This window comes from Roseisalinus antarcticus (assembly GCF_900172355.1).
GTDB lineage: Bacteria > Pseudomonadota > Alphaproteobacteria > Rhodobacterales > Rhodobacteraceae > Oceanicola > Oceanicola antarcticus_A.
The window spans coordinates 54,883-67,459 of record NZ_FWFZ01000001.1; the positions used below are offsets into that span (position 1 = coordinate 54,883).

Annotated in this window: 7 protein-coding genes and 4 pseudogenes; 4 read left to right on the forward strand and 7 right to left on the reverse strand. The window is 64.9% G+C overall.

Translation table 11 applies throughout. The features are described 5' to 3' along the window. Positions 1 to 5: 5 nt before the first annotated feature. The 3 genes from ROA7023_RS00255 to ROA7023_RS00265 all read right to left on the reverse strand — a co-directional run bounded on the left by ROA7023_RS00255 (position 6) and on the right by ROA7023_RS00265 (position 3,715). Positions 6 to 1,232, reverse strand: coding sequence for a carbohydrate ABC transporter permease (locus tag ROA7023_RS00255; protein ID WP_085876998.1), 1,227 nt, complete (start codon positions 1,230 to 1,232; stop codon positions 6 to 8). A 15-nt stretch (positions 1,233 to 1,247) separates the two neighbouring features. Further along, positions 1,248 to 2,237: a carbohydrate ABC transporter permease gene (locus ROA7023_RS00260; RefSeq protein WP_085876999.1), complete on the reverse strand. Its 990-nt coding sequence runs from the start codon at positions 2,235 to 2,237 to the stop codon at positions 1,248 to 1,250. A gap of 134 nt (positions 2,238 to 2,371) precedes the next feature. Further along, positions 2,372 to 3,715, reverse strand: coding sequence for an ABC transporter substrate-binding protein (locus tag ROA7023_RS00265; protein ID WP_085877000.1), 1,344 nt, complete (start codon positions 3,713 to 3,715; stop codon positions 2,372 to 2,374). A 281-nt stretch (positions 3,716 to 3,996) separates the two neighbouring features. Between ROA7023_RS00265 and ROA7023_RS00270 the strand changes: the two genes are divergently transcribed. From ROA7023_RS00270 to ROA7023_RS00280, 3 genes are read left to right on the forward strand one after another with little or no spacing between them, the layout of a single operon-like run. Continuing rightward, a complete protein-coding gene (locus ROA7023_RS00270; protein ID WP_085877001.1) occupies positions 3,997 to 5,028 on the forward strand; it encodes a LacI family DNA-binding transcriptional regulator in 1,032 nt (343 codons plus the stop codon). A gap of 5 nt (positions 5,029 to 5,033) precedes the next feature. Next, positions 5,034 to 6,359 (forward strand): GH1 family beta-glucosidase, encoded by a 1,326-nt coding sequence (locus ROA7023_RS00275; RefSeq protein ID WP_085877003.1) that lies wholly within the window; start codon positions 5,034 to 5,036, stop codon positions 6,357 to 6,359. Between the two features lie 6 nt (positions 6,360 to 6,365). Further along, positions 6,366 to 7,337 (forward strand): glucokinase, encoded by a 972-nt coding sequence (locus ROA7023_RS00280; protein WP_085877004.1) that lies wholly within the window; start codon positions 6,366 to 6,368, stop codon positions 7,335 to 7,337. A 188-nt stretch (positions 7,338 to 7,525) separates the two neighbouring features. Here ROA7023_RS00280 and ROA7023_RS25620 read toward each other — a convergent pair. Continuing rightward, positions 7,526 to 8,701 (reverse strand): annotated as a pseudogene (locus tag ROA7023_RS25620) (transposase). A 322-nt stretch (positions 8,702 to 9,023) separates the two neighbouring features. Continuing rightward, a pseudogene (locus ROA7023_RS23680) lies at positions 9,024 to 9,161 on the reverse strand (IS481 family transposase); the annotation flags it as partial. Between ROA7023_RS23680 and ROA7023_RS00300 the strand changes: the two are divergent. Beyond that, positions 9,160 to 9,540, forward strand: a pseudogene (locus ROA7023_RS00300) (integrase core domain-containing protein); the annotation flags it as partial. The pseudogenes ROA7023_RS23680 and ROA7023_RS00300 overlap by 2 nt on opposite strands. Before the next feature lie 45 nt (positions 9,541 to 9,585). Here ROA7023_RS00300 and ROA7023_RS24945 read toward each other — a convergent pair. Then, positions 9,586 to 10,095, reverse strand: a pseudogene (locus ROA7023_RS24945) (transposase family protein); the annotation flags it as partial. Positions 10,096 to 10,184: 89 nt separating this feature from the next. Continuing rightward, positions 10,185 to 12,518 (reverse strand): ATP-binding protein, encoded by a 2,334-nt coding sequence (locus ROA7023_RS00310; RefSeq protein ID WP_370739179.1) that lies wholly within the window; start codon positions 12,516 to 12,518, stop codon positions 10,185 to 10,187. Positions 12,519 to 12,577: the final 59 nt, after the last annotated feature.

A 12,577-nucleotide genomic window follows, 5' to 3' on the forward strand; every position in this document is an offset into this window, starting at 1 on the left:
CGTTCCTATTTTACCGATCCCGCGAGGAGTCCGCGGACAAGGTAACGCTGCATCGTGAAGAACACCACGAGCGGGACCGCGATCATCACGAAGGCGGCCGCGGCCAGGATGTGCCATTCCCCCCCGCGCGAGCCGAGCAGGTTGGTCACGACGAACCGTGTCATGACCGTGCTTTCGGTATCGGACGGCAGGAACACCGAGGCCACCAGAAGGTCGTTCCAGGTCCACAGGAACTGGAAGATCGCGAAACTGGCCAGCGCCGGAAAGCTCAGCGGCAGGACGATCTTGAGGAAGATCTCGAAATCCGTGGCGCCGTCGACCTTAGCGCATTCGATGATGTCGCGCGGCAGGCCCACCATGTAGTTTCGCAAGAGATAGACCGCGAGTGGTAAGCCGAAGCCGGTATGCGCCAGCCAGATCCCGAGAAAGCTCTTCTCGATTCCGAACCAGCTGTGGATGATCGTCAACGGCACGAAGGCAAGCTGCAACGGCACCACCAGAAGGCCGACAACGATGGCGATCAACAGCCCGCGCCCCGGGAAATCCATCCAGGCCAGCGCGTAGGCCGCGAAGGCCGCGATGATGATCGGGATCACCGTCGCGGGGATCGACACGGTCAGCGTGTTGATGAAGGGGCCGAACAGGGCCTCGTCGCTGAACAGCATGTCGGTGAGCGTCGCCCCCTGGTCGCGGGCCTGGGCCCGCTCCTCGGCGTTCATGTCGGTCAGGACTTCGGAGTAGTTCTCGGTGGTCAGCTGCGGCGGCGCGACCAGCGCCATCGGCAGGACCAATGGTCCGTCGAACCGTTCCGGCGACGTGGCGCGCAGATCCCCGTTGGACTGCACGGTGACCATCAGATCGCCGCGCCCCTCGGCGGTTTCGCCCGGATCGGTGGAGGGGCCGCGCAGACGCGACGTACCGAACGAGGCGACGGCGCTGCGGTCCATGATGTCCTCGGGCAGTTCCTCGGCGCTGGCTCCCTCGAAGACGTTCAACTCGACGACCCAGAGGTCTCCGTCCTGCACCTGGTCGTCGACCGGCGCCGAAAGGACATAGGTCTGCGGAGAGCCCTGAAGCGCCCGCCACCAGCCGGTCTGCGAGATCGCATCCTGGTCGCGCATCGAGGTGACGAACAGCCCCAGCGTGGGGATGATCCAGATCAGGACCAGCAGGAAGGTCGCCACATGGGTGACGATCCCGAGGCTCGATTTCTGTCCAGCGATATTTTCCATGTTACTGTCCCCCTCTCAGCGCATTTCTGCGCGGGCTTGACGGATGTTCCAGACCATCACGGGCAGGACGAGCACCATGATCACGACGGAAATCGCTGTCGCGAAACCATAGTTTCCGCTGTCGAAGTATTGCATCATCTGGGTGGGCAGGATCTCGAGGTTGCGGTACTGGCTGCCCATGGCCGCCACGATGTCATAGACCTTGAGCACGAGGATCGTGATGGTCGTCCAGACCACGACGATCGTGCCCTTGATCTGCGGCACCTTGATCTTGAAGAAGATCTGGAACGGGTTCGCCCCATCGATGATCGCCGCCTCGACGGTTTCCTCGGGCACGCCGCGCAGGGCAGCCGACAGGATCACCATAGCAAAGCCGGTCTGGATCCAGATCAGCACCACCATCAGCAGGAAGCTGTCGAAGATCTGGCCGTCGATCAGGGTCACGCCCTCCTCGGCGCCGAACAGACCTCGGATCGCGTTGATCACGCCGATGTCGATGCTGGGGTGGTAGACGAAGGACCAGATCAGCGAGGCGCCGACGAAGCTGATCGCCATCGGCATGAAGATGAGTGACTTGGCGATGTTACCCCAGGACAGCTGGTCCGTGAGCTGGGCCGCGACGAGGCCGAAGAAGGTCGCCCCCGCAGGCACGACAAGCACCCAGAGCAGGTTGTTCAGAAGGGCCACGCGGAAGGTGCGGTTCTGAAAGATCTCGGAGTAGTTGCGATACCAGCCCCCGTCCTCGGCAACGCCAGACGTCACCGAAAGCCAGGCCGAATATCCCACGGGGACGACGAGATAGAGCCCCAGGGCGAAGATCGCCGGAAAGAGGAAAAGCCAGGGCCGGATGGCGGTGGCGCGGTTGATGTTGCGGCCGATGTTCGGCCCGGATGCCGGGAACAGCACCTTGTCCAGAAACATGTTGGACAACCAGAAGTAGGCGAACATCCCGCCTACACCGACGATGATTGTTACGATGCCCGTGAACAGAACGGAATCGAACATGGTGTCTCCCCCCTTGGCCGCGATCGAACACAGGCCACCAGGGCCGGCGAGATCGGTTCTTGATGCTTGTTCTTGGCGGGTGAGCGCGGCGCCCGACGGCCGCGCTCACCCGTTTCTTGGGTCCCGGTCAGACCTTACTTGATCGCGTCCCAGGCGGCCTGGATGGAGGCCGCTTCGCCTTCGGCGTCGCCGGTGCGCAGATACTCGACCATGCCGGTCCAGAAGGCGCCCGCACCAACCTCGGACGGCATCAGGTCGGATGCGTCGAAGCGGAACGAGGTGGCCGAAAGCAGGATTTCACCCATGCCCTTCAGCGTATCGTCTGCGTAGAGCTCGGTATTCACGCCGCTGTGGGGCGTGAGGAAGCCGGATTGGGCCATCCACAGCTCGTGGCTGATCGGCGTCTTGAGGAAGTCGATCATCGCTCGGGCGGCGTCGTTGTCATCGGTGATCGCCCAGACCGTGCCGGCGCCGAGCACCGGGTTGCCGAGGTCTTCGCTCTCGAACGACGGGAAGTAGAAGAAGTCGAAATCCGCGTCTTCGGGGAAGAAGGTCGGGATGAACGACGCCTGACGGTGCATCAGGCACGACGGCGGCAGGGTGAACACGCCATCCGGGCTGTCGCGGAAGTCGGTGCTGACAACCTCGGCGCCGCTCATGCCGGTGTATTCCTCGTTCAGCGCGAACGACCCGAAGGTCTCGATCGCGTTGACCACGGCCGGATCGGTGAACGGCATTTCGTTCGACACCCAGGCGTCATAGGTCGAAAGCGGCTGCGTGCGCAGCATGATGTCCTCGACCCAGTCGGTCGCCGGCCAGCCGGTCGCGTCGCCGCTGCCCAGGCCGATGCACCAGGGGTTGAAACCATCCTCGACCGCCTGATCCGACAGCGCGATGAGCTCTTCCATCGTGGTCGGGATCTCGTAGCCGAGCTCATCGAAGACCGCCGGCGAGTACCAGACAAGCGATTTCACGTCGACCTTGTAGAAGAAGCCGTTGAGCGCCTCGCCCCCGGCCTGCTCGTTCATGCTGGTCGCCAGATCGACCCAGCTCGGGCCGGCCGCGTAGTTCTCGGCGATCCAGTTCGCGTCCTCTTCGGTAAGGGGCGCAACGTCGCCGGATGCGGCCAGATCGGCCAGAAGACCCGGCTGCGGGATCACGGCCATGTTCGGCAGACCACCGGTCTGGCTGGCGCGGCGCAGTTCGCTCTCGAAGGAATCGGAGCCGGAATACTCGACCTCGGCGCCCGTCGCTTCCTCGAAATAGGCGATGACGCTGTCCACGAGATCCTTGTCGTCGCCGATCCAGGGGCCGGAGACCGTCAGGGTCTCGCCGCTCAGGTCATGCGAGTCGGCGAAGGCCGTGTAGCTGTCCCAGTTGAATTCGCCCTCGCCTACGGGGAAAACCAGCTCCTGGGCATGCGCAATGCCGGCCGACAGGGCCACAATGGCTGCGCCGGTATAGAGTGTTCTTTTCATGAATAGACCTCCCAAGTCTTGCATGTCGCGCTTTGCGCGATTGTTCTTGAACCGCAACGCCCTGTTGGCCCGGTCGGATACCGCCGAACGCCAAAGCGCTTTGATGTTTTGGACGCTCGCCCAAGTCGCCAAACCTGTCAATCCGCGTTCTTGATTCAGGGTCCACGCCCAAATTCTGTGCGGCAGGCGAAAACTACATCGATTTCGAATCCGTTTGTCGTCGCCCCCGGTCTTTCCTTTAGGCTGGTCGTCGTTGAAAGCGCTTTGGAAGACTGAAGACCATGACTCTCAAGGAGCTATCCAAGGTTCTCGGGCTCAGCCAGACGACGGTCAGCCGGGCTTTGAACGGTTATCCCGAAGTCTCCGAGACCACTCGCAGCCGCGTGCGCGAGGCGGCAGAGCGCCATGCCTACCGTCCCAACGCCCGCGCCAAGGGGCTGGCCACCGGCCGGGCCATGGCGATCGGACATGTCATCCCGCAATCCATCAGGCACGAGACCGTCAACCCGGTCTTCGGCGATTTCATCGCCGGCGCGGGCGAGACCTATGCCCGCAGCGGCTACGAGATGGTGCTCGCCTTCATCGAGAAGGACGAGAGCGAGGTCTATCGCACATTCAAGGCGCGCGGCTCGGTCGACGGGATCGTCGTGCACGGCCCCCGGCTGAATGATCCGCGCCTGCGGCAGCTTGCGGACATCGGCCTGCCCTTCGTCGTGCATGGCCGGTCGAGCGGGCTGGACATCCCATATTCCTGGCTCGACGTGAACAACCGCTCGGCCTTTCACCGCGCCACGCGCTTCCTGCTCGATCTCGGCCACCGCAGGATCGGGCTGGTCAACGGGCTTGAAGAGATGGATTTCGCCTTCCGGCGCCGGCGCGGCTATGAACAGGCGCTGACGGAACATGGCCTGCCGATCGACCCCGCGCTGATCGCCGCCGACGAGATGACCGAATTCCACGGCTATCGCAGCGCGAGGGCGATGCTCGCCCTGCCCGACCCGCCGACCGCCTTCCTGGCCGCCTCGATGATCTGCACGCTCGGGGTCCGGCGCGCGACCGATGAGTCCGGGTTGGTCTGCAGCCGGGACGTGAGTATCGTCACCTTCGACGATTCGCTGTCGTATCTGCAAAATGGCCAGGACGTTCCGATCTACACCGCCACGCGATCTTCGGTGCGCGAAGCGGGGCGGCGCACGGCCCGGATGCTGATCGACCGCATCCAGACACCCGACACCCCCCACCGGCAGGAGTTGCTCGAAGCGCAGCTCGTGGTGGGCTTATCCACCGGCCCCGTGCCGAACCGCCAAGGATGACCAAGATGAATTTCTCCCGCTCCGACTTTCCCGCAGACTTCCTGTTCGGGGCCGCGACCGCCGCCTACCAGATCGAGGGCGCGGCCTTCGGCGGCGCGGGGCCGACCCATTGGGACAGTTTCGCGGCAACCCCGGGCAACGTGGTGCGGGCCGAGGACGGCGCACGGGCCTGTGACCATTACCACCGCTATGAAGAAGACCTCGACCTGCTCAAGGACGGCGGCTTTGACGCCTATCGGTTCTCCACCTCCTGGGCCCGGGTCCTGCCCGAGGGCCGTGGCGCGCCGAACCCTGAAGGGCTCGACTATTACGACCGGCTGGTCGACGCGATCCTGGCCCGCGGGCTGAAGCCCTACCAGACCATCTATCACTGGGAGATGCCCTCGGCCCTGGCCGACCTGGGGGGCTGGACCAACCCCGACGTCGGCGACTGGATGGCTGATTATGCCGAGGTGATCCAGAAGCGGATCGGCGACCGGGTCGCGGCCGTGGCCACGATCAACGAGCCCTGGTGCGTGTCCTACCTGTCGCATTTCATCGGCCACCACGCGCCCGGCCTGCGCGACATCCGCGCGACCGCCCGCGCCATGCACCATGTGATGAAGGCCCATGGCCGCACCATGACCCGGCTGCGCGAGATGGGGCAGAAGAACCTCGGGATCGTGCTGAACTTCGACCACACCACCCCCGTCGACGACAGCCCCGAGGCGGCCCGCGCCGCCGACCGCTGGGACGGCATCGCCAACCGCTGGTTCATCGAGGCCGCCAGCAAGGGCACCTATCCAGAGGTCGTGCTCGAGGGGCTGGGCCCGCACATGCCCGCCGGATGGCAGGACGACATGGCCGAGATCGCGCAGCCGATGGACTGGCTCGGCGTCAATTACTACACCCGCAACTTCACCGCCCCCGACCCCGAGGCGGCCTGGCCCTCGGTCCGGATGGAAAAGGGCGACCTGCCGGTGACCCAGATGGGCTGGGAGATCTATCCCGAGGGGCTGAAGGATTTCCTCGTGCGCCTGTCGCGGGACTACGTGGGCGAGATGCCGATCTTCGTGACCGAGAACGGCATGGCCTGGGAGGATCAGATCGAGAACGGCGCCGTCTTCGACCCCGAGCGGGCCGATTTCATGGAGCGTCACATCCTCGCCGCCCGCGACGCCATCGCCGAGGGGGCCAACGTGAAGGGCTTCTTCTACTGGTCCTTGCTCGACAATTACGAATGGGCCTTCGGCTACGAGAAGCGCTTCGGCATCGTCCATGTGGATTTCGACAGCTTGAAGCGGACACCCAAGGCGTCCTATCACTCGCTCAAGTCCATCCTGACGCGCTGAGGTCCGATGTCCCATCCGCCCAACACCCTGTCGCTTGTCGCCGATATCGGCGGCACGAACACGCGCGTCGCCCTGGCCGATGGCCGGCAGGTGCTGCCCGAGACGATCCGCCGGTATCGCAATTCCGAATATCCCGGGCTCGAGACCGTGCTCCGGCGCTATATCGACGAGGAAGACGGGGTGGATTGCGCCGCCGCCTGCGTGGCCGTCGCCGGTCCCGTGCGCGGCAACCGCGCGAGCATGACGAACCTCGACTGGACCATGGACACCGACACGATCGCCCGCGCGACCCGCGCCGAGACCGTGGCGATCCTGAACGACCTGCAGGCCCAGGGTCACGCGCTTGGTCATATCGAGCCCGCCAACCTGCGCAGCGTCATCGCCGGTCCCGAGGCGGACCCGCACGAGACCCGGCTGGTGATCGGGATCGGCACCGGCTTCAACGCGGCGCCGGTGTTCGAGACGGAGTATGGCCGCCTCGTCGCCCCCTCCGAAAGCGGCCACGCCAACCTGCCGATCCGGACCGAGGCAGAGCTGCGGCTGTGCCAGTACGTCAGCACCGCCCACGGCTTTCCGGCGGTCGAGGATGTGCTGTCGGGCCGCGGGCTGGAGCGGGTCTATGCCTTTCTCGGCCGCGAGGCCAACGACCCGCGCGAGGCCAAGGCCGCCGACATCATGGACGCCTGTGCGCAGGGCACGGACGATCGCGCCGTCGAGGCCGCCCATGTCTTCACCCGCATCCTGGGGACGGTCTGCGGCAATCTCGCGCTGGTCCAGCTGCCGTTCGGCGGGGTCTTCCTCGTCGGCGGCGTCGCCCGCGCCTTTGCCCCCTACCTCGACGCCTACGGCTTCGACGATGCCTTCCGCGACAAGGGCCGCTTCGCCGGCTTCATGGCCAATTTCGCGGTCCATGTGGTCGAGGACGACTTCGCGGCGCTCACCGGCTCCGCCGCCCACCTCGTCGAGCTGCGCTCCTGACCGGTTCTCCGGCCCCCTCTTCGCGGTCCTGATCGCCCGGCCGGTCGACAACCGGCGAGCCTGAAAACGCGAACGCCCCCAGTGTTTCGCGCCCTGCTCCGACATTGGAAACCTGACCGTCGTTTCCGGTGACCCGGGAGCCCCATCTCCTCCGGTATTGCAGGGAGTCCGCGGGTTGTTTGCAGAGGCTACGCAGCGCACATCCCCAGCCCCTTCTCTGCAATGACCTCGACGGGCGGGCTGTTGCCGAGACCCGAGCAAAGTCGGTGGTGGTTGTCGTTGTGCCGCCATGCCCGGATTTCTCGCGGGCACCGTCCAGGCACGACAACAGCGTCTCGTTGAGCAGTTAGTTCGTCCCGGAAGCGCCCGTTGAAGCTCTCGACCAAGCCGTTCTGCCTTGGCTTTCCGGCCGCTATGCAAGGCTACCCTACGGCTGCGCGTTGGCACCATGGCAGCGCCGCCATCGATGTCAGCTCGGTTCCGATGTCCGAGACCGCCATCGCCGGTCGGCCGCGACGCGCCATCAAGGTGTCGAGGCCACGAACGACACGCAGTCCGGAACGCGCCGTGTCGGCGGTACGCGCCAGGCATTCCCGGCTGTAGTCGTCGACCACCGGCAAAACCCGGAAACGCCGGCCATCCGCCAGTGCGTCGCTGACGAAGTCCAGGCTCTGGCGCTGGTTCGGCGCACAGGGCAGCAGCGTTGGTCTGCGCGTCCCCAAGGCCCGCGTCCGGCCGCCCCGGCGGCGCACCTGGAGCATTTCCTCGCGGTAGAGCCGCCTGAGCTTTTTCAGGTTCATCCATTGCCCGGCAGGCGATTTGGCAAAGCCAAATCTGCTGAGACGGGCGACCCCTGCCGTTCCAGCCAACACATGCATGCGCCGGCAACCAAACCGCCGCCACGCACTTCATCGCAACCCGCGCCTCGGCATCGTCCGGTCGCATACCGCGACAGCTCACGATGGATCGATCGACCGCCAGTGCCCTGCACGCCCGTCGCCGGCTCACGCCCTGGACCGTCACGATACGAGCCACCGCTTCCCGCCTCACGCCCGGCGCTACGATTCTCTTGCGGCGCCATCATTCGGGATCGCATACTATTGTCCGGCAGGGCATTGCGCGGCACTGTCCCGCGAGGGGGGCATTGCCACCGCCAGCAGGTTCCTCAGCTTGCCGTTCTCGACGTCGAGCGCCTTCAGCCGGCGCGCATCCGACACCTCGCGGCCACCGAACCGCGTCTTGCATTTGTAGAATGTCGCCGCGCTCACCCCAAGTGTCCGGCATACATCGTAAGTCGGCTTTCCGGCCTCCTGCTCCTTCAGCATCACAACGATCTGCTCTTCCGCGGACCCTGATCGCCTCATTGTCGGTCTCAGGGTTGGAACGGACCCACCTCAAGATGGCGCAAGAAACGGGCTTCAGGTCACGGTCCAAGGCAGCCCACTGGCAGCCCACGGGCAGGGCCATCGCAGGCGAACCGGCTTTCGCAACGGCAATGAATAGGCGTCGAGTGGTTGAGATGCCACTCTGCGGGCCGAAGCTTGACGACTTCATGGCTCGATGGCCGGAGGGCAACGGCAAGATCCGATCTGCGACCAAACCGACGATCGCCACCGCACGGCGCACAACACCGATGCTGCCTCGTTCGATCCTGGCCGGGACCTCCATCCTGTTCGCTTCAGTATAGGTGTTCAGTCCCGGCACTGGGTGGATCGGATCGCTGATGAATCTGTCTGGCTCTGATGTCCAGGTCTTGCAGATGTATTCGTAGGGTATGAGGCGTCCGAGGGCCTTGAGATTGCGGGCGAAGTTGTAGGCTGTCGTGCTCGGCGCCCTGGACCAGGCTGTTCACGATCGCCGACCGGTCAAGGGGGCGGGGCCCGTCCACCACTCTGATCGCGGGTCGCAATTCTTTTCCATCCGCTACACCGAACGGCTGGGCGAGGCCGGCATCGAACCGTCCGTGGGCAGTGTCGGCGACAGCTACGACAATGCCCTCGCCGAGACGATCAACGGTCTCTTCAAGGCAGAGGTCAGCCATCGGCGCGGGCCGTGGCGCACTTTCGAAGCCGTCGAACATGCCACCCGCGAATGGCTGGACTGGTTCAACAATCGCCGGCTGCCCGAGCCGATCGGAAACATCCCGCCTTCGGAAATTGAGGCAAACTTCTACGCCGCTCTGGGAACTGAGGACATGGCTGCGCAACCAACAAGAATCAGCCTCCGGCAAACCCGGTGCGGTTCAGTCTGCTTTGTCGACCAACTGCGTGACCGCGAACTTGGTCGTCCGGTCAATGCCCACGAAGAGATAGAGCTTGCCCTCCACCGTCTGAACCTCAGCGATATCGATGTGGAAGACCCCGATGGGATAGCGTTTGAACTTTTGACGCCTCGGCTTGTCGCCTTCGATCTCAGGCAAACGAGAGATCCCGTGCCGCTGTAGGCACCGGTGCAACGCCGACCGCGTCAGCTGCGGGATCGAAGGGCGCAGGGCATAAAGGCAATCATCCAGAGGCAGCAGTGCGTGCCGCCGGAATGCGACGATCATTGCTTCCTCGGCTTCAGAGAGAACGGTTGAACGCGGCTCTCTCGGCCCGGTTTTGCGGTCTTCGACTCTCTGCCGCTTCCGCTACTTCGCGACTGTCTTGGGGTTGATACTCAGCGCTTCGCTCAGCTGCGTGAGCGAAGCCTTCGATGGCTGTCTTGCTGCTCTGCCGGCGCAGGTGGTCGTGCCGCTGCCATGACGAACTTGTCCCATCATGCTTCCTTCAAAGCTTGAGACAGGATCACACCATCAAACGATGGGATCAGACAGCTAGGTGCTCCATAGGCGCGACGAACGGGATATCAGGCCTCGGCGAGTTGGCTTTCCACCATCTCTGTCAGGTCGGTCAGCGAGAAGGGTTTGGGCAGGAAGGCGGAGTTGGGGACCAGCGCCTGGTTCTCGGCCAGCGCGTCCTCGGCGTAGCCGGAAACAAAGATGACGCGGGCGTTCGGGCGGTCAACCAAGGCCTCCCGGACCCAGGTCGGGCCGTCCTTGCCGGGCATCACCACATCCGTCACGAAAATGTCGATCTTGAGGTCAGGGTCGGCGATCATGTCGAGCGCCGCCTCCGCGCTATCGGCCTCCAGGACGGTGAAGCCGCGCAGCCGCAAGGCCCGCGAGGCGAAGGCGCGGACCGGGGCCTCGTCCTCGACCAGAAGCACGACGCCCTCGGCGGTGGCCTCGGGCCGCGCCTTGGCCTTGGCGACCGCGGTGGATTTGGGCGGCTCTGGCATGGTCGTGAAATGACGCGCGATCACCGGGAAATAGAGGGTGAACGTCGTGCCACCGCCCATGGTGCTGTCGGCGAAGATGAAGCCGCCGGTCTGCTTGACGATGCCGTAGGCCGTGGACAGCCCCAGTCCGGTCCCCTCTCCGGTGCGCTTGGTGGTGAAGAACGGCTCGAAGATCTTCGTACGCTTATCCTCGGACATGCCCACGCCTACGTCGATCACATGGACCGTCACGTAATCGCCGGCCGGAACGGTCGCGCGATCCCGGCGCAGCTCGTGTGTGAGATGCTGGTTCTCGGTCTCGATCCGGATCTCGCCGCCGCCGGGCATTGCGTCGCGGGCGTTGACCACGAGGTTCATCAACACCTGCTCCAGCTGGCGCTTGTCCGCACGGATCGGCCTCAGCGCCGGGTCGTGCATGAGGTTCAGGGTGATCTTTTCGCCCACCAGTCGGTTCAGCAGATGGGTGAGGTCCGACAGCGTGTCGCGCAGGTCGAGCTCTTCGGGACGCAGGTTCTGCTTGCGCGAGAACGCGAGGAGCTGCCCGACGAGGCTCGCCGCGCGGTTGGCGTTCTGATGGATCTGCGTGAGGTCGCCGAAATCCGCGTCTCCCTGGTCGTGGCGCAGCAGCAGAAGGTCGCAATGGCCCGAAATCGCCGTGAGCAGGTTGTTGAAGTCATGGGCCACCCCGCCGGCCAGTTGACCGATCGCCTGCATCTTCTGGCTCTGGACGAACTGCGCCTCGAGCGACTTGAACTCTGTCACGTCCTTCAGCACGGCGATCAACTGCGTGTCGTCGCCGTCGTCCGAGCGGTTCAGCGCGACCTGCACGAACGTATCCACGTTGCCGCTGGTCACGCGCAGGAATTCCGGCGTCTTGCGCCCCCGATCCTCGGCGGCCTCGCGCAGCCAGTCGAGAATCGGCCGGCCGAGCCCGTCCACGAGGTCGCCGAGACGCACCGTGCCGGTCATGTTGGTGCCGAGCAGGCTGCGCGCCTGGCGGTTGGCCTCTACCACCTCGCCCGAGACGGTCACCTTGAGCAGGGGCACGGGCAGTTCCTCGATGGCCTCCCAGCCGGGGCCGCCACGGGTCTGGGTCGCGGTCTCTCCGGGCAGCAGATAGATTTCGCGCCGGCCGCCCCTGCCGGTGATCTCGGCCACGAGGGAGTCTATCGGCCCGTCGACCCCGTTGACCTTGTGCAGTTGCCCGCTGACGATCGGCAGCTCCCGGAAGACGGCATCGAGCGATTTCACCCGCCCGCCGATGACCTTGCGGAAGGCCTCGTTCATGTAGAGCACCGTGCCGGACGGGCCGGCCGTCAGCATCGGCAGGCTGAGGGATTCGGCGCCGCGGCCGGAACTGATCCGCTCGGTCTTTTCGTCGAGGCGCCACAGGAAGATGTCGCCGCTGATCTTCTGCACGGACAATCGCACCGGGCCGCGGCGGGTCACGATATCCTCGCGCGCGAAGCCCTGGCCGTTGGCCCGGCTTTGCAACCGGAACAATACCGCACCAGGGTTGGCGAAGATGTCCGTCAGCACGAAGCCGAGCGTGTCGACGAAGGGATCCCGGAACCGGTCGCGCGCGGGCGCGTTGCGCGCCTCGATATTGCCGTCGCCGGTGGTGATGAATGCCGGGCAATTGTCATGCTCGATCAGTTTCTCGGCAGCCCGAAGCTCCAGCCCGTCGCGGCGCAGCTGGGCCCGTTTCCACAAGAGAAGTCCCACGCAGGCGGCCGAACACAGCCCGGCCGCGAGCTGCATCCCCAACACCTGCCACGGATCCGTCGAGATCAGCGAGCCCAGCAGGGCCCCGACCGAGATGGCCAGCAGGGCCAGGGGCCGCCCGTCGCCGCGGGTGACGCGGGTCGGAGCACTGGGCCGTGCTGTGTCGATCTGACTCAAATGACGCGCCTTTTCGATTCGATGCAGCTTCAATCGACCTCAATTCGATTAATTCGAGA